Source organism: Kocuria atrinae C3-8 (genome assembly GCF_000286355.1).
Taxonomy (GTDB): domain Bacteria; phylum Actinomycetota; class Actinomycetes; order Actinomycetales; family Micrococcaceae; genus Kocuria; species Kocuria atrinae_A.
This window is the reverse complement of the sequence record NZ_AJXN01000038.1, coordinates 1-18,699: the sequence shown is the minus strand read 5'-3', so window position 1 is coordinate 18,699 and position 18,699 is coordinate 1. Positions and strand designations below refer to the sequence as shown.

General features: G+C 64.9%; 19 protein-coding genes and 2 pseudogenes. 12 read left to right on the top strand and 9 right to left on the bottom strand.

Annotation, left to right across the window (positions count from 1 at the left end):
- The 3 genes and pseudogenes from YO9_RS17030 to YO9_RS0105355 all read left to right on the top strand — a co-directional run.
- A pseudogene (locus YO9_RS17030) lies at positions 1–374 on the top strand (hypothetical protein); the annotation flags it as partial.
- Positions 308–1,234: a L,D-transpeptidase gene (locus YO9_RS0105360; protein WP_223286146.1), complete on the top strand. Its 927-nt coding sequence runs from the start codon at positions 308–310 to the stop codon at positions 1,232–1,234. The pseudogene YO9_RS17030 and the gene YO9_RS0105360, both read left to right, overlap by 67 nt.
- A gap of 8 nt (positions 1,235–1,242) precedes the next feature.
- A complete protein-coding gene (locus tag YO9_RS0105355) occupies positions 1,243–2,244 on the top strand; it encodes a TIGR01906 family membrane protein (protein ID WP_223286145.1) in 1,002 nt (333 codons plus the stop codon).
- 209 nt (positions 2,245–2,453) lie between these two features.
- Here the strand turns inward: YO9_RS0105355 and YO9_RS17025 are convergent, their stop codons facing one another.
- From YO9_RS17025 to YO9_RS17015, 3 genes are read right to left on the bottom strand one after another with little or no spacing between them, the layout of a single operon-like run.
- Positions 2,454–3,347, bottom strand: a complete 894-nt coding sequence (locus YO9_RS17025; protein ID WP_223286144.1) for a dolichyl-phosphate-mannose--protein mannosyltransferase — start codon at positions 3,345–3,347, stop codon at positions 2,454–2,456.
- On the bottom strand, positions 3,290–3,679 hold the full coding sequence (locus tag YO9_RS17020) for a phospholipid carrier-dependent glycosyltransferase (RefSeq protein ID WP_223286143.1): 390 nt from the start codon (positions 3,677–3,679) through the stop codon (positions 3,290–3,292). The genes YO9_RS17025 and YO9_RS17020 overlap by 58 nt, the downstream gene beginning before the upstream one ends.
- A complete protein-coding gene (locus tag YO9_RS17015; RefSeq protein ID WP_223286142.1) occupies positions 3,634–4,059 on the bottom strand; it encodes a hypothetical protein in 426 nt (141 codons plus the stop codon). The genes YO9_RS17020 and YO9_RS17015 overlap by 46 nt, the downstream gene beginning before the upstream one ends.
- 99 nt (positions 4,060–4,158) lie before the next feature.
- Between YO9_RS17015 and rsmI the strand changes: the two genes are divergently transcribed.
- A complete protein-coding gene (gene rsmI / locus YO9_RS0105345) occupies positions 4,159–5,061 on the top strand; it encodes a 16S rRNA (cytidine(1402)-2'-O)-methyltransferase (RefSeq protein ID WP_223286141.1) in 903 nt (300 codons plus the stop codon).
- Between the two features lie 129 nt (positions 5,062–5,190).
- Here rsmI and YO9_RS17010 read toward each other — a convergent pair whose 3' ends face one another.
- From YO9_RS17010 to YO9_RS0105330, 4 genes and pseudogenes are all read right to left on the bottom strand, one after another.
- Complete coding sequence (locus YO9_RS17010; RefSeq protein WP_016996564.1) at positions 5,191–5,862, bottom strand: hypothetical protein; 672 nt, start codon at positions 5,860–5,862, stop codon at positions 5,191–5,193.
- The gene (locus YO9_RS0105340) at positions 5,765–7,441 is read right to left on the bottom strand and encodes a transglutaminase TgpA family protein (RefSeq protein WP_223286140.1); all 1,677 of its coding nucleotides are present in this window, start codon (positions 7,439–7,441) and stop codon (positions 5,765–5,767) included. Before YO9_RS0105340 ends, YO9_RS17010 begins: the two co-directional genes overlap by 98 nt.
- A 180-nt stretch (positions 7,442–7,621) precedes the next feature.
- Positions 7,622–8,998: a DUF58 domain-containing protein gene (locus YO9_RS0105335; RefSeq protein ID WP_016996563.1), complete on the bottom strand. Its 1,377-nt coding sequence runs from the start codon at positions 8,996–8,998 to the stop codon at positions 7,622–7,624.
- Positions 8,995–9,944 (bottom strand): annotated as a pseudogene (locus YO9_RS0105330) (AAA family ATPase). The gene YO9_RS0105335 and the pseudogene YO9_RS0105330 overlap by 4 nt, the downstream one beginning before the upstream one ends.
- 140 nt (positions 9,945–10,084) lie before the next feature.
- On the opposite strand from YO9_RS0105330, the gene YO9_RS0105325 reads away from it, so the two are divergent.
- Positions 10,085–11,086 carry a TatD family hydrolase gene (locus YO9_RS0105325; protein ID WP_016996561.1) on the top strand — a complete coding sequence of 334 codons (1,002 nt, stop codon included), beginning with the start codon at positions 10,085–10,087 and terminating at the stop codon, positions 11,084–11,086.
- Positions 11,087–11,639: 553 nt separating this feature from the next.
- Here the strand turns inward: YO9_RS0105325 and YO9_RS17005 are convergent.
- A complete protein-coding gene (locus YO9_RS17005; RefSeq protein WP_223286139.1) occupies positions 11,640–11,981 on the bottom strand; it encodes a hypothetical protein in 342 nt (113 codons plus the stop codon).
- Positions 11,982–13,062: 1,081 nt separating this feature from the next.
- On the opposite strand from YO9_RS17005, the gene rsmA reads away from it, so the two are divergent.
- Genes rsmA through YO9_RS0105300 form a run of 6 tightly spaced genes read left to right on the top strand, consistent with a single transcriptional unit; the run spans position 13,063 to position 16,906 of the window.
- A complete protein-coding gene (rsmA, locus tag YO9_RS0105315) occupies positions 13,063–14,097 on the top strand; it encodes a 16S rRNA (adenine(1518)-N(6)/adenine(1519)-N(6))-dimethyltransferase RsmA (RefSeq protein ID WP_016996559.1) in 1,035 nt (344 codons plus the stop codon).
- Positions 14,048–14,524, top strand: coding sequence for a GHMP family kinase ATP-binding protein (locus YO9_RS17000; protein ID WP_016996558.1), 477 nt, complete (start codon positions 14,048–14,050; stop codon positions 14,522–14,524). The genes rsmA and YO9_RS17000 overlap by 50 nt, the downstream gene beginning before the upstream one ends.
- Before the next feature lie 35 nt (positions 14,525–14,559).
- The gene (locus tag YO9_RS16995; RefSeq protein WP_223286138.1) at positions 14,560–15,093 is read left to right on the top strand and encodes a hypothetical protein; all 534 of its coding nucleotides are present in this window, start codon (positions 14,560–14,562) and stop codon (positions 15,091–15,093) included.
- 9 nt (positions 15,094–15,102) lie between these two features.
- Positions 15,103–16,086, top strand: coding sequence for an RNB domain-containing ribonuclease (locus YO9_RS0105305; RefSeq protein WP_223286137.1), 984 nt, complete (start codon positions 15,103–15,105; stop codon positions 16,084–16,086).
- The gene (locus YO9_RS16990) at positions 15,989–16,606 is read left to right on the top strand and encodes a ribonuclease R family protein (RefSeq protein WP_223286136.1); all 618 of its coding nucleotides are present in this window, start codon (positions 15,989–15,991) and stop codon (positions 16,604–16,606) included. Before YO9_RS0105305 ends, YO9_RS16990 begins: the two co-directional genes overlap by 98 nt.
- Positions 16,607–16,612: 6 nt before the next feature.
- Positions 16,613–16,906: an antibiotic biosynthesis monooxygenase family protein gene (locus YO9_RS0105300; RefSeq protein ID WP_016996556.1), complete on the top strand. Its 294-nt coding sequence runs from the start codon at positions 16,613–16,615 to the stop codon at positions 16,904–16,906.
- A 30-nt stretch (positions 16,907–16,936) separates the two neighbouring features.
- On the opposite strand, the gene YO9_RS0105295 is transcribed toward YO9_RS0105300, so the two are convergent.
- Positions 16,937–17,899, bottom strand: a complete 963-nt coding sequence (locus YO9_RS0105295; protein ID WP_016996555.1) for a GlxA family transcriptional regulator — start codon at positions 17,897–17,899, stop codon at positions 16,937–16,939.
- 107 nt (positions 17,900–18,006) lie between these two features.
- Here YO9_RS0105295 and YO9_RS0105290 point away from each other — a divergent pair, with 107 nt between their 5' ends.
- Complete coding sequence (locus YO9_RS0105290; RefSeq protein ID WP_016996554.1) at positions 18,007–18,645, top strand: HD domain-containing protein; 639 nt, start codon at positions 18,007–18,009, stop codon at positions 18,643–18,645.
- The last annotated feature ends 54 nt before the right edge of the window (positions 18,646–18,699 follow it).

The following is an 18,699-nucleotide window of genomic DNA, read 5'->3' as shown; positions in this document are numbered from 1 at the left end:
CCCCAATCCCCACCGCAAGAGCACGTGGCGTTCGCGCGCCATCACCGGTCTGGCGGGGTTTCAGCGTGCTGGCCCTGGCCGCGTGCGGTACAGGTTCCGGGGGCGACGGCGCTGCGTCCGGTTCGCCGTCGGACGGCGCCTCGAACGCGGCCGCCACTGAGGCCGCCGCGGACCCCACTGTGACCGTGGCTCCGGCCGCTGACACCACCATGGTCAATCCCGTGGATCCCGTCACCGTGACGGCGGATCAGGCAAGCTCACGGATGTCTCGGTCGTCTCGGATGAGGGCAAGGAAGCTGCCGGGGAACTGTCCGAGGACGGCACCACATGGACTTCCAACAAACCTCTGGAGTTCGACTCCGCGTACACCGTGACCTACACGGCGGACAACAACGGACGTACGGCGGAGGGGACTTCTGCGTTCTCCACCGTGGACGCCGCCCACGAAATGGACGTTCGCATGAACGTGCGGGACGGCAGCACGTACGGGCTGTGGCAAGTCGTGGAATTCGACTTCTCCGAGCCGATCCTGAACAAGGACGAGATCGAGAAGGCCGTGACGGTCACCGGCGGCGGTGACCAGGACGGAGCCTTCCGCTGGTACTCGGACACCAAGCTGCGCTACCGCCCCGCCGAACCGTGGGCCCCGGATTCCAAGGTCAAGGTCGCCATCGAGCTGCTCGGCAAGGACGTGGGCAACGGCATGATCGGCAACGAGAACCAGACCGTGAACTTCACGACCGGCCCCGAGCACCGCGCCTACGTGGACAACAACACCAAGACCCTGGTGGCCTACGAGAACGGCAAGAAGACCGGCGAATGGCCCGTGACCTTGGGCAACCCGGAATGGCCGTCGACCACGGGCAAGAAGGTCATCATCGAGCAGGCGGAATCGTATGAATTCAAGCCGTCTTCGCTGAACCTCTCACCCGGGGACCCGCACTACTACGAGCCCTTCAACGCCTCCAACGTGGCTCGACTGACGTGGAGCGGTGAGTTCATCCACCAAGCTCTGCCCTCGGCCATGCCGGTGTTGGGCTACCAGAATGTGTCCCACGGTTGCGTGGGTATGCCCGTTGAGGGTGCCAAGTACATTTTTGACACCTTCCGCCCCGGTGACATGGTGGAAGTAGTCAACACCGGTTACCCGCAGGCTGATCCCGACGACGGCTTTGGTGACTGGAACATTCCCTTTGACAAGTACTCAGACGAAAACTGGCACGGAAACTGGTGATATCCCCGGTGAGCTCTCCCACCAAGGCGGTCAAACGTCCCCGCGAGGCGAAATTCCTTCGCCTGCAACAAGTCTTCCTGGCGCTGACGTTCCCGATTCTCCTGATCGCCCTGGGGGTACGGCTCGTGGCCACCCCGCTGTTCCTGTGGATCGAGTACCACCGCCCAGGGTTCCCCGCTGATCACTGGGGGATGACCACCGAACAGCGCATGACCTACGGGTCCTACGGGCTGGACTACATCATGAACTTCGCGCCGCCCGAATACCTGGGCGGGTTGATCAGCGAAGAAGCCGGCATGCTGTTCCAGGACCAAGAGGTCTCCCACATGACCGACGTGCAACACGTCATCCAGTGGGGCTTCCTGGTCGCGTTGATTCTGCTGGTGCTCAGTGCGATCAGCTGCTTCTATCTGCACCGCCGCGCACCCGGTGCCGCTTCCGGTGCGCTGTTCTTCGGCGCGTGGTTGACCGTTGCGTTCCTAGTGGTGCTGCTGGTGATCGCGGTGTTGGCCTGGGAAACGTTCTTCGCGCTGTTCCACTCGTTGTTCTTCGACGCCGGTACCTGGACCTTCCGGATCACCGACACCCTGATCCGCTTGTACCCCACCCAGTTCTGGATGGACGCAGCGATTGCCGTGGCGCTGGTTGCCGTGATCGGTGCGTTCGTGACCATGCTGATCACGCGTCCGCGCATGCGTTCCGCGACCCGCGGTGAGCGGTCGGCCGTTGGCGAGGGCGCTGATCGCGAGAATCACGGTGCTGATCGCGAGAGCGAGCGCGATGGCTCCGGTCGTGAGGGCCGCGAAGAAGTTGAGCACGAGAGCGCCGGCGATGAGCGCCCCAACACGGGGCACCAGGATGCCGCCGCGGAGCGCGGAGCAACGGGTGCAAACCGGGAATCCGCGCCTGCGGCCTCGGCCGACCACTCAGCTGACGAGGACCAAAGCGCACCGTCCGCAGAGGGCCGACCGAACCGCGATTCCGAGGGCCGTTCCGCGCCCTGGGCCTAGTCGCTCATGTCTCATATGGACGCCGCCCGCCGACACTGGCGGGCGGCGTCCTTGCACCTGAGGCGTCGCAGGGACCATGCGTGACGAATGAGGTGCCGCTAGAGCCTCTGGAGCGGATCGAAAGGGTCCTAACGCTGCACTAGACGCGTCCGAGGGTTCTCACGGCGCACCAGGTGTAGGTGCACGGGGTGTAGGAGTATCGCGAGCGCCTAGATCCAGGAATCGAACCACATGCGCCAGCGCCAGTGGTCGTAGGGAATGGTCTGGGCGGTCCACACGGGCCAGAAGAAGACGGCGCACACGACCACCAGGCTCATAAATGCGAGCGCCACGGTGGTCCAGCGGTGACCCCACACGGCGGAGATGAAGCGGTTGCGAGCTGTGAGCGTCCCTGCAGTGTCTCCAAACGGGGCGATGCCCACTCGTCCGGTCAGGACACCCAGCGCTCCCACGATAATCAGCACCATGAACGGGAAGTACGCGAGCGCATAGAAGTAGAACATGGTGCGATCCGGGTAGAGGAACCATGGGATGTACGCGGCCGCGTACATCCCCAGCAGACCGCCGAAACGCCAATCCCGCTTCACAGCCCACAGCATCAGGGCGAACAGGACGGCCGCGATACCCACCCACCAGATGGCGGGGTTGCCTTGATTCAGGATCGCCTGAGAGCACGAGTTCACGGTGCATCCATCAACCCCGCGTTCGGGGGACTCGTAGAAGTACGACGTGGGCCGGGCGAGGATCGGCCACAGCGCGGGGCCGGCCATATAGGTGTGCTCGCTGTCCAGACCGGCGTGGAACGAGTACGCGGCCACGTGGTACTCCCACAGTGACCGGAAAGCAGGGGGCAACCACTGGAGGCCTTCGCCCGGGTTCTGTTCGGCCCACTGCCGGTGGTAACCGTTGGCCGTGGTGAGCCAGCCGGTCCATGAGATCACGTAGACCACCAGGCCGGTGCCGATCATGGCGACGAAGGCGGGCAGCCCGTCCTTGACCACCGCGCCCCAGAACCAGTGCTTCACGCCAGCGATCCGGCGAGCGTTCATGTCCCACAGGACCGTGAGAATGCCCAGTGCGGCCACCAAGAACAGGCGTTCCACTTGACACCCACGGCCAACCCACAGGCGACTCCGGCTGCGACGCGCCACCATCGGATCCCCAACCACGGGCCTAGGCCGTGGGGCGAGAAACGGGCGACCAGGCGGCGTCGTCCATCGTCGCGGTCGAGGAGGAGGAACACGAAGGCGAGAAGCACGAAGAACATCAGGAAGATGTCCAGCAGCGCCAGCCGGGATTCCACGAGATGCAGGCCGTCCAGGCTCGTGAGTAGACCGGCGGCGGTCGCCAAGGTGATCGAGCGGAATAGCAGCCATGCCGCGGCGAAGATCAACGCGATGGACAGCGTGCCGAACAGGCGGCCGAGAATCGCCATCCGAGGGGATCGTCCGCGCCGAACACCCAGAGGCTACCGGCGATCAGCCACTTGCCCACCGGCGGGTGGACCACGAACGAGGGCTCGCCCATGGTGGTGGGCGGCTTGCCGGCCGCGAAGGCTTCATCCGCGTCGGAAGGCCACTGCTGCTCCGTGCCGTTGAGCAGGAGCGAATAAGAATCCTTGAGGTAATACGTCTCGTCGAAGACCACCGCGTGCGGCCAGGACAGATTGACGAACCGCATCACACCGCCCAATACGGTCACGATGAGCAGGGGAACCCACCACAATCGGGGCAACTGAGTGACTGCGGGTAGCAAAAGACCACGAAGGTCAGTGGAGGGGCCGCGGGTCACCGGCTGGGAAGCAGTCAGATGCACTCAATCATGGTAGGCGCTGGCACTGAATGAGCCCTGTTCACGGCGGAGTTTACGGCGGTTCTCAGCCTCCGATTGGACAGGGTTCGTAGAGTACTGGGTGTGAGCTCGCAAGAATCAACGCTTCAGGAAACCCCCCAGACTCCTTCGAACCGGCCCGAGGGCGGAGCCGTGGTGGTCGTGGGCACGCCCATCGGCAACCTGTCGGATGCGTCCCCCCGCTTGTTGGAAATTCTCCGGACCGCGGACGTGCTGGCCGTGGAGGACACTCGCACGCTGCATCGCCTAGCTGCTGGACTGAATGTCCACTTCACCGGCCGCGTCATGACTCACCACGAGCACAACGAAAACGAGCGGGTTGCTGAGATCATCGATTTGGTCCGTGCCGGCAACGTGGTGGCCGTGCTCTCAGACGCAGGTATGCCCACCGTGTCAGATCCAGGCTTCCCGCTCACGCGCGCCGCGGCAGAGGCCGGCCTGCGAGTGACGGTGATTCCCGGACCCTCCGCGGTACTGGCCGCGCTGGCGGTGTCCGGATTGCCGACCGACCGCTTCACGTTCGAGGGGTTCCTGCCGCGCAAGGTGGGAGAGCGGGCCACCCACCTCAAGACGCTGGCTGAAGAGCGCCGCACCATGGTCTTCTACGAGTCACCCCATCGGCTGGCCGTGATGCTGGAGGCGCTGCGGGACGCTCTGGGAGGCGACCGTCAGGCCGTGGTGTGCCGTGAACTCACCAAACTTCACGAAGAAGTCCTCCGCGATGATCTCGCCGGTCTTACCGAGTGGGCCCAGAACAATCAGGTGCGCGGGGAAATCGCGGTGGTCGTCCACGGTGCCGCTGCGGCAGAGGCACCGGAGCCCGAGGATCTCGTGGGCGACGTCGAAAAACTCGTCGCTACCAGCGACATCAAACTCAAGGCCGCTGCCCGCCAGATTGCTACGGACGCCGGCGTCAGCACCCGTCAGCTCTACGACGCGGTGATCGCGGCCCGCAGCCAGCGCTGACATCTGAGGCCGAGATGCGCAGTTTTTCTCGGTCGCTGACATGTGTGGAAGAGGTCCGCACGAAACCGGCTGGTTTCGCTGCGGACCTCTTCCTCACATGTTCCTGTCTGTGAACCTCTGCCCGATATGTCAGCGGCGGAAAATCGACGCAGGCCACCAGGTAGCCCGGAACTTCTGACCGCCGCTGGCGCGGTGCATGAGTTCGTCGTGCACCTTGCCGAGATCAGCGGCGGACGCGGACGGCTTCCACGAGGCGTCCGGGGCAGCGTAGCTCGCGTGCTCCACGTCCGAGACGATCCGGTCGACCGCCTCCGACGCCGCGGGGATCCCCGCCGCCATGCGTCGAGCACGCACGCGGGGTGTATCCGATTCCTTGGGGGAACCGCCGTGGTCCACGGACAGGTCCTCCAGCTCGTCCCACGCCGCGTTCGCCCGATCCTGGGGCGAGAGCGAGGCGTTAGCCATGTCCGCCAACCGGGCCCGGCGGCGTCGTCCGCGCAAGAACCGCGGCAGGGCGGCCAGGAGCAGGAGAAGCAGCAGGACACCGCCGAGCACCAGGACCCAGATCGGAATCATCAGGCCTGTGCTGGTTTCCTGCTGAGCCTCTTCCGGCTCCGGGGTCTCGGGAGCGGGCTGTTCGCTCTGATCGTCCGTGGGTTCCGAGGTCGGTTCCTCTGGCTGCGAAGGCTCCTGGCTGGGCGTCTCATCGGGCTGGCCGGAGGCGTCCTGACCGGGCTCGTTGCCGGACTCGGGGGCGTACTCCGGGGTGGTGGGAATGCCGGGGGTGGGCTCGAATCGCACCCACCGACGCCCTGGAAGTAGAGTTCGGGCCACGCGTGAGCGTCACCGGTGCCCACCTCGAAGCGCTCGCCGCCCTGCGGATCCCCAACCGGTGCCGTGGCAGATAACCCACCGCCACACGGGCAGGGATACCCACCTCGCGGGCCATCAGTGCCATCGCGGGGGCAAAGTGGCCGGCGTAACCGGTGCGGGTCTCCATGAACTGTTCCATGCTGTCCATGCCACCGGCGTCGTACCCCTGGGCGAGCGGGGCGTTCACGTCGTACTGGAAGTTGTGGCGCAGTCCGTTCTGCAGCGCCAGCGCACGGTCGTAGTCGTTGCCGGCGCCGTCCGTGAGTTGGCGGGCGGCGCTGCTGATCGACTCGGGCATTTCGTTGGGCAGCCGCATGTAATCGGCCAGCTCATCATTCGCGCCCGACGACGCCGCCGAACGCATCGCTTCCGGCGTTGCCTGCGGTGCCGAGGACGTCACGGTGAACGTGCCACCGGACATGTCCGACGCCGCGCTGTAAACGGAGAGGTCGCGGGGGTTCCAGGACCAACCCTCGTTGCCGATGCCCGAGAACTCGGTGGGTGCGTACGGGGCCGGGAGCCAGTGCTCGTTGTAGTCCTCGAACGTGACCTTGCTCGTCACGGGATTCTCACGGGACACCGGGTTGGTCTCGGAATCGGCAATGCCGTCCAAGCCCTCTTCCAGGTTGTCAGTCTGTGGGAAGAACTCGGACTGGGAGAAGTCGGACAGAGTCATGAGCCGCATGTACTTGGGCTGCCCGTCAGAGGTGGTGTAGCTGAAGCGCTGCACCCGTTCGCTCTCGCGCAGATCCTGACCAACGGCCCGCAGCGGACCCACGCCCGCCGCACGCTCGGAGTTGAACGAGCTGCCCTGCGGGAACGCACCGCTGAAGAATCCCGGCATCACGGTGGGAACAAGAAGGGTCACGGCCAGTACACCGGCGATCACCAAGAGAGCACGCGGGAGCCCACCGGGAGTCGGAGCGATGCGCTGTTGACGCGTGGCGCCCCATAACCGGGACCCGGCGAGCAAGGCCAGCGCGGCGATGATCGCGGCACCCAGACCCCACATGGACACGCTCCCCGGTAAGGTCAAAGCGGGGACCACGAGCAAGGCCAGAATTCCCACGCACGCCAGACCCGCCATGCGGAGTCCGAGCAGGGCGGTTTCCATGAACACGGCCACCAGGCCAACCAGCGCGCTGAGGAGCAACGCCAGACCGGGGTTCTGCCCGTAGGGTGCAGACTGCCGTGACACGAAGGAGCCCGACTCGCTCCAGAGCTGTCCCGCGGCCGTGAAAGTGTCAGGGGTCGGGATGAATCCCAGCAGGGCATGATCGCTCACGTGCATCACGGTGAGCGCCAGGATCAGCGCGGCGAGCCCCAGGACGGTGACCACGGCTGACGGCAATCGGAGCCACCGAGCTGCGGCGGTCACCAACAGAACGATCACCACGGTGACCGCTACCGGCAGCACCCACCAGAATCCGGCGAGCGCCCCGGCCATTCCCACGCAGCCCAGGGCGATGCTGGCCAGCAGCAAGACGTGCAGCGGGATGATGGCCATGCGCGGCGCACGGTGGCTCTGGGGTTCCTCGGGGGCCGAGGATTTTCCGGGGATTCCGACGGCGCGTCCGAACCTCGGGCGTCTCCGGCGGGTTCCTGATTGCCCCACGGGGCGGCCGGTGCGGTGGTGTGGCTCATGCGGTTGTCCTCGATCGGAAGTGCCCCATCACGTGGTCCATGTTCAACTGCTCGACCCCGGGCGCGCGGGCGGTGGATCCAGGAGGGTGGCGCCGTCCAGGATGGAAGTCCATGCGGCGTCAATGTCCGTCCAGCGGCTCACGAGCACCACGGACCAGCCGGAGGTTTCCAGAATGTCCGCGCTCTCGGGGCGCGTCATGGGCGGGTTGAGCACCATGATCACCGATCCGGCGACATTGCCCTTGGCCGCGGTGACATAGCGGCGCGCAGCCTGCGCGGACAATTTGCCCGTGATGAGCAGCAGGGGATGAGTGAGCGCTTCGCGGTCGAAGCGTGTGGTCAGCGGGTCGGTCGCTGCGTCCGGTTCGGGGCGGGAGACCAGCGCGGCCTGTGCCAAACCGTGCACCACCTCCAGGGCGGTGTTGTCCGAGACGGAGGTGTCACGCTGATCGGTGCTTTCCATGTCACCGTGCGGCAGGGCGCGGCCCTGGTCATCCAGGGCAAAGACCACGGTTTCGCGGCGCGTCAGATGGTCCAGGATGGACGCCGTGGCACGTACGCCCCATTCGAACTCCTCGGTCGAGGGCAGGATGCCCGCCCACACGCGCTCGCCTGGCCAGTGTTCCTGGGTCATGTCCAGCACGAGCACGGCCTTGCGTGTACTGCGCGGGTCCTCCTGGCGCACCATGAGCTCGCCGTGCTTTGCCGAGGCCGCCCAGTGCACTCGTCGCATCGGGTCACCGTGGCGGTACTCGCGGGTGGTCACGTTGTCCGGCCCGGGCTGCGGCATGGCCCTGCGCGAGGGATCGCCGCCGGTCTCACGGACCCGGGACGCACCCAGTTCGGTGAGGTCCTCGGTGTCCGGGGCGACCTGCAGGGTGGTGCGCTCGGCCACGTCCAGCAGCTCGGTCACCACGCCGAACGGGTCCTGCACACGCACGGTGGCCGGGCCCAGTTCATACATTCCACGACGCTGCGGGCGCACCGTGTAGCCCACGGGCACACCGGAGACCGGAACCGAGAAATCCTGATTCTTACCCAGCTGCGGGTCCACGTTTTCGTGGACCTCGACCGCGGCGCGATCGTGAGTGGTCGAGCCCGAGGTCTCCGCGCGGCGTCGGGAACTGAACTGCGAACGACGCCGCACGCGCAAGGCGACCGAGGCGGCGTCGCCAACCGTGACCAGCGCCGGATCCACGGACCGTTTGAGCAGCACGCGAGGTTTGATCAACCACATCGCGAGCGAGGAGAACAAGGGGAGCATGCCCAGGAACAAGGACAACGCGAGCACGTCCTTGCGGCCCAGCCACGTGGCGGCGGCCAGGCACACGACGGCCGCGACCAGGAAACACCAGCCGCGCACCGTGAACTTGGCGCGGGAATCGACCCGCGCCTCGGCAGTGGGGGCGGTCTTACTCATCGAGATCCGGAGCCGTCTTCGGTGGGTACGCGAACGTCGTCGAGAATGGTGCGCACCACGTCCTGGGCGCTATCGGTTCCGGAGCGGCGCTCGAGGAGCAGGCGGTGAGCGAGCACGGGGACGGCAATGGCCTTTACATCGTCCGGGAGCACGTGATTGCGGCCGGCCAGGGCGCCTCGGCACGGGCGGCGGCTTGCATCTGGAGCGCCGCACGGGGGCTGGCGCCCAATCGCAGGTGCGGGTGATTACGCGTGGCCTGGCACAGCGACACGATGTAGCGGCGCACGGCCGTGGACACGTGCAGCGACCGGACGTATTCGACGAGTTGCGTCGCCTGATTGATGTCGACCACCGGCTGCAGATCCTTCAGGGGCGAACCGGAACCGTGACCGGCGAGCATGTGCACCTCGGCATCAGCGTCCGGGTAGCCCATGGAAATGCGGGCGGTGAAACGGTCGCGCTGGGCCTCGGGGAGCGGGAACGTGCCGTCCATCTCGACCGGGTTCTGCGTGGCCACCACCATGAACGGGGTGGAAAGTCGATAGGTGGTGCCGTCCGCGGTGACCTGCGATTCGGCCATGGCCTCCAACAGAGCGGACTGGGTCTTGGCCGATGCGCGGTTGATCTCGTCACCGATCACGAGGTTCGCGAACACCGGGCCCGGCTTGAACTCGAATTCGCGGCGCACCTGATCGTAGACGGATACACCGGTGATGTCGGTGGGCAGTAGGTCCGGGGTGAACTGGATACGGCTCACCGAGCCGCCGATCGCGCCGGCCAGGGTGCGGGCCAACATAGTCTTGCCCACGCCTGGAACGTCCTCCACGAGCAAGTGACCTCCCGCCAAGAGAACCGTGAGCGCGGTGCGGGTCTCGGTGGGCTTGCCATCGATCACCGAGTTCATGCGGTCCAGAATGGCCTTGGTGTACGTGGAGAACTGCTCCATGGTTCCTCGTCTCGTGAGAAATCGCTGTATCTGTGTGATTTGTTCTTATTCTCTCGCATAGAAACGCGCAGTGGGCCATGTTGAGCGGGCGTGCCTCCCGCGGTGTGCCTCATCGCCCATGCCCGGCGTATCGTGGGCGGGTGATCGAAACGCCTATTGCCACCACGTTGTGGGACACCCACCAGCGCCCCCAGCCCGAACCCGGAACCACTCCTGCCGCCTATCAGGAGCAGTGGTACGAGTTGCCGGATTCTGTGGAGAGCGGCGAAGGAACCGAGCGCCGTGCGCTCACCGACCGCGAAGGTCGACGCCGCAACGTCGAGTTCCCCGCCCTTCCCGAGCCCCTGCCGCATCCGGTCGTGGACAACCACACCCATTTGGACATGCAGGACGGATTGGTCCGGGTGTCCGTGATGGACGCGATGGATGTCGCCCAGGCCGCTTCCGTGCGCGGAGTGGTGCAGGCCGGTTGCGATGTTGAGTCCTCACGATTCGCCGTGGCCACCGCGCAGTCCGTGCCGGGGGTGCTGGCAGCTGTTGCATTGCACCCTAATGAGGCGCCTTCATTGGCTACTGCGGGTTCTTTGGGCGATGCGCTGGCGAAGATCGAGGCACTGGCTTCGGAGGACCGCGTGCGGTGCATCGGAGAGACCGGGTTGGATCACGTACACACCTCCGAAGACGGTTACGCGGCGCAGGAGGAGTCCTTCAAGGCGCACATCGAGTTCGCCAAGAAACACGACCTGGCCATGCAGATCCACGACCGCGAAGCCCACGAGGACGTGGTGCGCGTTCTGCGCGAGGTCGGAGCACCCGAGCGCACCGTGTTCCACTGCTTCTCCGGCGACCCTGAACTGGCGCGGATCTGCAATGAGAACGGTTGGTACATGTCCTTCGCGGGCACGGTGACGTTCAAGAACGCCAAGTCCTTGAAGGCAGCGCTGTTGGAAGCGGACCGTTCTTTGATTCTGACCGAAACGGACGCCCCGTTCCTCACCCCTCACCCGTTCCGCGGCCGACCCAACGCCCCCTACATGGTCAACTACACGGTGCGCGGCATGGCCGAGATCCTCTCCGCGGACCTCGAGGAGCTGTGCCAGCAGATCTGGGCCAACTCCGAGAAGGTGTACGGGCAGTTCTAGGGGTCTGATCTAGGGATCCCTGACGCGGGTTACATCGAAGGCAGAGCTTTGCACCGGATCCGGGGCCGCTGACATCTGAGGCAGAGGTTCGCACCGGGCGGCTCAGCGGAGGACATCTGAGGCAGAACTTCGCAGTAAACCGAGCTCGCTGACATCTGTGGTCGAGGTACGTAGGGAAACTAGGGGTTTTCGTGCGACCCTCTGCCAACGATGTTTCTGAACCGTGTGAGGCGCGAACCTCTACCTGAAATGTTCACGTTGTCCTACCAAATCCGGTCTCGCCGACATCTGAGGCAGAGTTCTGCACCGGGCGGCTCAGCGGAGGACATCTCGGGTAGAGCATCGCAGTGAACCGAGCTCACTGATCATGACCACCATGACTCACAACCAGTCTGACAATGGGGGGATATCCGCGGTTTCGGTGCGAACCTCTGCCAAGGATGTTTCTGAACCGTGTGAGGCGCGAACCTCTACCTGAAATGTTCACGTTGTCCGGACGTGCTCGTACAAGCGAGCCACCATCTCTAGGGCACCACCCTCACCGGGGCAGCGGTTACCACGGCTCAAATGGCTCGAAGGCTCCACCGATCACTCGGCTCAGATCCGGCTCGACGCCGAGATGTCCACCGAGCCAGGTCAGCCACTCGGCGAGGCGACCCATATCGCGCAAGTCGTCGAAGGACACGATTCTCAGCTTCCACCCGAGATCTCGGAGAACTTCGTTCCGGTACATCTCGTCCTTATAAGTCGCGTGATCTTGACTGTGATCACGACCGTTGAACTCAACCGCGGTCATGTGCTCGGGCCAGGCGGAATCCAGGATGCTATGCCCCTTAGGGGTCTCCACTCGGAAGTTCATCACGGGACGAGGTAGCCCACACGCCAGCGCGAGCATACGTGTCAGCGTCTCCATCGCTGACCAGGTCGGGTACTGAACATCAGCCAGTGCTCGATGAACTTCTCGGACTGCTCGGGACGCTGGTGGTAGGCATGCCAAGGCCTCTCGGATGGATTCAACGGTGAAAGTCTCGAGCTCAGAGGTTCCAAGGGGCTTCAGCCGATCGCTGCAGAGCATCGCGTCGAGAGCCGCGGTGATCGACCATCGGTCCATCATCGGCGCCGCAACTACCAACGCCTCGACCGGATGAACAACAACCGAATCCCACGGGCCCTGATATGAACCCAATCCGTACGACTTGGTGAGATTCACGTTCGGGATGGAAGTGCGCCTCCGATCCCCGTCCCACGCCAATTGATGAATGTGATTCTGGTGACGATGAAGCTCGCGCGCTCGCCGTGGCTCCCGGTGATTCAATACTCGGTTGGCCCATGCGTAATGGTCTCCGTCGGGCAGTCGTAGCAACTTGAGTGCGGTGGTGCCCGTGACCCGTACCGACGACTTATCCGCGGTCAGATGCTGCTGCAGAAGGACGGACCGTTGCAGATGGCTCAGTGGCGTTCCCGCTCGGTACCAATGGCTGTACGAGAGTCGATACATCTCTGGATCTCTGTGCAACCGTTCTGTGCGGTTGGACCAGCGAGCTGTTTCCGCCACGAGTGGTCGAGGGCCGCGATACAGAGTGGTCGCATCAGGACGATAGGCGTAAGTGGATCCAGACATGACCAGAATCTACGGAGTGAGCCACGGCGGTGGGCGTTATCCACAGGCTCCGACCGCCCAAGTGATCACCTACGCATGAGGCCCCAGCGCCACCGACATCTGAGGAAGAGGTACGCGCTAAAACCCCGGTTACTTCTACGAACCTCTTCCCCAAATGTTCAGGCCGCCGAGATCATGTGAACCTCTTCCCCAAATGTTCACCTCCACCGAGTTCGTGCGAACCACTTCCCGAAATGTCACCGGCTTCTCATCTCGTTCCCTCCCACCCCCTTATCGACATCCACACCCCTTCAAACCATGCGCCGCCCAGGCCCGCTCCGCGAAGCACACCACCCAATCAACGTAGGATGATCCGGTGACCGACCAGAGCTTTGACGGCCCGCTCCTGGGCCCCGCAGAAATTCGAGAGCTGGCCGAGCGTGCGGGGATTCGCCCCACCAAGACGCTCGGTCAGAACTTCGTGATCGACCCGAACACCATTCGGCGGATCGTGGCTACGGCGCATCTCACCTCGGACGAACATGTCCTGGAGGTGGGGCCCGGACTGGGGTCGTTGACGCTGGGTCTGCTGGCGGCGTCGTCGGCGGTGACGGCCGTGGAGATCGATCCGCCGCTCGCGGCGCAACTTCCGGAAACGGTCGAGCGGTTCTATCCCGAGGCCGCCTCGCGCCTGAATGTCGTGCTTGACGACGCCGCTCGCGTTGCCGACCTGCCGGGCGACACCCCGCCGACGGCGCTCGTGGCCAACCTGCCGTACAACGTGGCCGTGCCGGTACTGCTGCACATCCTGGAAACGTTCCCCACCGTGCGCCACGGACTGGTCATGGTGCAGGACGAGGTGGCCGATCGGCTGGCCGCTGGACCCGGATCGCGGGTGTACGGGGTGCCGTCGGTCAAGGCGAATTGGTACGCGGAGGTGTCCAAGGCGGGTGTGATCGGCAAGAACGTGTTCTGGCCGGCACCCAAGATCGCGTCGGGTCTGGTGCGGTTCGAACGCCGTGAAACTCCCGCGGACGAGTCGTTGCGCAAGGAAGTGTTCGCGGTGATCGATGCGGCCTTCGCGCAGCGTCGAAAGACTCTGCGTGCCGCGCTAAGCGGCTGGGCGGGATCCGGCGCGAGGGCGGAAGAGATTCTGCGCGCCGCAGGCATCGAACCGAGTGAGCGCGGCGAGAAGCTGGACGTCACGGCGTTCGCCCGGATCGCGCAGTCCGCATCAAATGTCCCGTGGCCCCAGGCAACAACGCAGGAAACTACGCAGAAACCCACCCAAGCAGAGCCGGAGTTGGAACAGCACACTCCTGCCCGCGAGTCGTCGGCCGAGCCGACACGGAGAAGTCCGAATGAGCCCCGCCGGACTGCGGGCCTCGGCATCGGCCCCCGCGAAAACTAACTTGGCGCTGCATGTTGGCGACCCCACACCGGACGGGTACCACCCGCTGGAAACCCTGTTCATCGCCGTGGACGTGCGCGAAACCGTGACCGCCTCGATCAATACGCACGTGGCCCGGCGGGGGAGTGGCGTAGCTGTCACGGTGTCCCCGGCGCCCGGCAGCGAGTACGCGGAGATGATCCAGTCCGGTACGGCACGGCTGTCGGACATTCCCCTCGACGATTCGAACCTTGCGGTGCGCGCGGCGCTCGCGGTGTGCGCTGCCCACGGCGGCAATCCGGGGATCGAGCTGCGCATCGACAAGGCGGTTCCCGTGGCCGGTGGCATGGGTGGCGGGTCCGCTGATGCGGCGGCGGCCCTCGTGGCCGTGGATGCCTGCTGGCTAAGCACCTTGATCAGCCGCGGCTCGGCCACCACCGACTCATGACACTCGGTGCGGATCTGGGGGCCGATGTTCCTTTCATGATCCTCGGCGGCCTGGCCGAGGGCCGGGGCAAGGGCGACGACCTGCGCTCCGTCGACGCAACGAATCAGCTGCACCTCGTCTTCGTGCCCCAGGATCAGGGGCTGTCCACCCCGGCCGTGTTCCGGCAATGGGACTACGCGCATCGCAGCAACGCCCCGCAGGAAACACAGCGCACACCGGACCCCCTGAACGCCGCGCTCGTGAGCGCGGCGGCCGCCGGTGACGCCACCGGAGTGGCCACCTGGGTCCGCAACGATCTCCAATCTCCCGCCATGGAGCTGCTGCCCGAGTTGGCCACGCTGCTCAACCACGGCGTGGACCTCGGTGCGCTCGCGGGCTGGGTCTCCGGATCGGGTCCCACGGCGTGTTTCCTCGCGGAATCCGCTGAGTCCGCCGAGAACCTGGTCAACGGTCTGCGCCGCGAGCACCGACACGCCTTTTCGACCACCGGGCCCGTGGAGGGTGCCCAACTGATCCCCGAGTGGGCACAATCTAGACCAATGCGCCCGCGCACGCGGACCTTGACGTGAGGAGACAGCATGCCCATCCGTCCCCACCAGGTTCAAGCCGTGCCCAAGCCACTCGTGGAGGGGCTGGAGAAGCTTCGCCAAGACCTCGACATCCCAGAGGACTTTGCGCCCGAGGTGCACGACGCCGCTCGCCACGCCGCGAGCAACCCTCGCCTTCCCGAGGTGGATCGGACCGATCTCGAGTTCGTGACCGTTGACCCTGAGGGGTCTCGGGACCTGGACCAGGCGGTGTTCATCGAGGCCACAGAGACGGGCTTCACCGTCTGGTACGCCATCGCGGATGTTGCCGCGTTCGTGAATCCCGGGGACCCCATTGACGTGGAAGCCCATGTCCGCGGACAGACCCTTTACGGCCCTCACCAGCGCACTCCGCTGCATCCGCCGGAGCTCTCGGAGGACGCGGCGAGTCTGCTCGAGAACGAGACCCGTCCCGCGGTGCTGTGGCAGCTCACCCTGGATGCAACGGGCCATCAAACGGCGCGCACCGTGCAGCGGGCTCTGATCCGCAGCCGCGCACAGCTCACCTATCGCGAGGTTCAGGACGCCCTCGACAACGGCACCGCCTCCGAATCGCTCCAATTTCTCAAAACCGTGGGTCAGCTCCGCGAGCAGATCGAGCACGAACGCGGCGGCGTGAGCCTGCAGATTCCCGAGCAGGAAGTGGAAACTTCCAACGGCGAGTGGCACATCGTGCACCGTTCCGCGCTACCGGTCGAGGGGTGGAACGCCAGATCTCGCTGCTCACCGGCATGGCCGCGGCGGAGATCATGCTCGAGTCCGGGGTCGGCCTGCTCCGTACCTTGCCACCCGCCGACGACGCTTCGTTGCGTAAGCTTCGCGAGACTGCCAAGCGCTGCGCATCGAGTGGCCCTCCGAGATGGACTACCCCGAATTCGTGCGCACCCTGGATCCGGAACGCCCCGATCACGCGGCCATGCTGTATTCGTGCACGCTGTTGTTCCGCGGGGCCGGGTATTTGGCCTTCAACGGTGAAACCCCGGAGAGCGCCCAACACGCAGCCCTGGCCACGCACTATGCGCACGTGACGGCCCCGCTGCGTCGGCTCGTCGATCGCTATGCGAGCGAAGTGTGCCTGGCAGTGTGCGCCGGAGAACCGGTTCCCGAATGGGTCACGGCTGCCTTGCCGCAGTTGCCCAAGGAGATGGAGTCGTCCAACCGGAAGGCGTCCGCCTACGAGCGCGGCATCGTGAACATGGTGGAGACCTTTATGCTGTCCCCGCACGTGGGTCAAGAATTCACGGGCACTGTGGTCGAAGTCGATGAGGCCGGCGAAAAGGGTCGTTTCATCATCAGGAAACCCGCGGTGGAGGCGGGCATCAAGGGTTCCAATCTGCCGTTCGGACAGGAAATCCAGGTTCGCCTCGTGGAAGCGGATACGGAAAGCGGCCAGTCACGGTTCGAGCTACTGGGAGCAACGGACTCGGTCCCGCCGCACAGCCCCGTTTCATCCGCCGCAGCTAGTGTCGGAAGTACATCCACAACCGAAAGGTAGGCGCGAATGTCCGTCGTCAAAATCAATGCCATCGAGGTTCCCGAAGGTGCCGGTCCCGAACTCGAGAAGCGCTTCGCTGCGCGTAAGCACTCCGTGGATTCCGAGCCGGGCTTCGAAGGCTTCCAGCTGTTGCGTCCTGTCGCGGGGGACAACCGCTACTTCGTGGTGACCACGTGGGCCACCGAGGAAGATTTTGTGGTGTGGCGCGACGGTAACGCTCGTCAGGCTCACGCAGGTCAGGACCGCAAGCCCGTTGCTACCGGAGCCAGCCTGCTCGAGTTCGAGGTCGTCGAGCTCTAACGACCCCGCCGCCCGCTGACCATCACGGGATCAGCGGGCGGTGTTGAACCGGCCGCGGTAGTAGCTGGGCGCCAGGCCGTAGCGCAGGGTGAACGACCGCCGCAGGTTCTCATCGCTGCCGAAACCAGCCAGTCGCGCGGTCTCTGTCACCGTGTGCCCGGCATCCAGCAGCGCCTTGGCCGAGTCCAGGCGCACGTGTTCAATGAATTTCGACGGCGTGAGGTTCAGTTCCGCTTTGAACAACCTGGTCAGGTGGCGCTCACTGACATTTACCAACGCGGCCAGCGATCCCACGGAGTGCTCGGCACCCGGGTCCGATGTCACGGCGTCGACGGCTTTCTGCAAGCCCGGCGTGGACGGGCTCGGCCAGCGTAAGGCGGCCGAGAATTGCGACTGCCCACCCGCGCGCTGCATGTAGACCACCAGCCCACGAGACACGTTGCGCGCGAGTTCCTCGCCGTGATCCGCGTTGACCAGGGCCAGCGCCAGGTCGATCCCGGAGGACACCCCGGCGCTCGTGAACACCGGACCGTCCTGGGTGTAAAGGGCATCCGGAAGCACGTTGATTTCGGGGTGTTCACGGGCCAGCCGATCGGTATGCAGCCAGTGGGTGGTCGCGCGCCGCTCGTTGAGCAGGCCCGCCTTGGCCAGCACGAACGCACCCGTGCACACGCTCGCCACGCGATGGGAACGGTCGGCCAGTTCACGAGCGGTGGCAATTAACTCCTCCGGTATCGGTTGATCCACCAGACATTCGCCGCCCGCCACAACCAGCGTGTCGATCGGGCCACTTTCCACCGCCGACGACGCCGCTTCGGTCACCAGCGGCGTACCCACCGTGGTCAGCACGTTGCCGCCGCCCGGTGAAACGTAGTTCAGTGAGTACTGTGCGCCGTGCAGATTCGCGTCCGCGAAAACCTCGGCGGGGCCGGTCACGTCCAGCATCTTGGCGCCGGGAAAGGCGAGGAAAACGACTCGGTGGTTGTGGGGCATGAACCCAAGTATGTCCGAATTTCAGGGATTGGTGGCGTCATGTCCATGGCTTCACGGAGCAAAAGAAACCAGACTGATGAGTGAACCGATCGAAAAGGAGCATCATCATGACCGAAACCGTTGCAGGCATCTCCGTTCCCGATACCAAGCTCACTCGCGAGATCACCGAGTACGTGCGGGAGAAGGAGAACGACCTCCTGTACCACCACTCCCGCCGTGTGTTCTTCTTCGGCGCGATGCAGGGCCAGGTTCGCAACCTGTCTGTTGATCACGAGTTGCTTTACGCGGGCGCCATGTTCCACGACATGGGTCTGACCGAGGGTTTCATGGACTCCGAGCTGCGCTTCGAGGTGGACGGCGCCAACGCTGTCAAGGAATTCCTGATGGATCACGGTACCTCCGCTCAGCGCGCACACGATGCATGGCTGGCTATCGCCCTGCACACCACCCCGGGTGTTCCCGAGTTCCTGTCGCCGGAGGTCGCTCTGGTGACCGCCGGTGTGGAGACCGACGTGTTGGGCATGGGCTACCACGACCTCAGCGATGAGCAGCGCAAGGCGGTGACCGATCTGCACCCGCGTCCGGACTTCAAGAACCAGATCCTGCAGGCGTTCAACGACGGCAACGTGCACCGCCCGCACTCCACCTTCGGCAACGTCAACGCTGACGTCCTGGAGCACTTCAACCCGGACTTCAAGCGCGACAACTTTGTGGAGATCATCAAGGCCAACCCCTGGAGCGAGTGATCTCCCAGGCATCGCTGCCTGATGCGATCTAGTTGAGACCGTCCACTTCCTCGA

What these genes read in the sequence shown, in the direction of transcription:
- YO9_RS0105290 (WP_016996554.1), top strand. Translation starts at nt 18,007, where the DNA reads ATGACCGAAACCGTTGCAGGCATCTCCGTTCCCGATACCAAGCTCACT.
- YO9_RS0105295 (WP_016996555.1), bottom strand. Translation starts at nt 17,899, where the DNA reads ATGCCCCACAACCACCGAGTCGTTTTCCTCGCCTTTCCCGGCGCCAAG.
- YO9_RS0105335 (WP_016996563.1), bottom strand. Translation starts at nt 8,998, where the DNA reads ATGAGTAAGACCGCCCCCACTGCCGAGGCGCGGGTCGATTCCCGCGCC.
- YO9_RS17005 (WP_223286139.1), bottom strand. Translation starts at nt 11,981, where the DNA reads ATGCTCGCGCTGGCGTGTGGGCTACCTCGTCCCGTGATGAACTTCCGA.
- YO9_RS16995 (WP_223286138.1), top strand. Translation starts at nt 14,560, where the DNA reads ATGATCCTCGGCGGCCTGGCCGAGGGCCGGGGCAAGGGCGACGACCTG.
- YO9_RS17020 (WP_223286143.1), bottom strand. Translation starts at nt 3,679, where the DNA reads ATGGCGATTCTCGGCCGCCTGTTCGGCACGCTGTCCATCGCGTTGATC.
- YO9_RS17000 (WP_016996558.1), top strand. Translation starts at nt 14,048, where the DNA reads ATGAGCCCCGCCGGACTGCGGGCCTCGGCATCGGCCCCCGCGAAAACT.
- YO9_RS0105340 (WP_223286140.1), bottom strand. Translation starts at nt 7,441, where the DNA reads ATGGCCATCATCCCGCTGCACGTCTTGCTGCTGGCCAGCATCGCCCTG.
- YO9_RS0105300 (WP_016996556.1), top strand. Translation starts at nt 16,613, where the DNA reads ATGTCCGTCGTCAAAATCAATGCCATCGAGGTTCCCGAAGGTGCCGGT.
- YO9_RS0105305 (WP_223286137.1), top strand. Translation starts at nt 15,103, where the DNA reads ATGCCCATCCGTCCCCACCAGGTTCAAGCCGTGCCCAAGCCACTCGTG.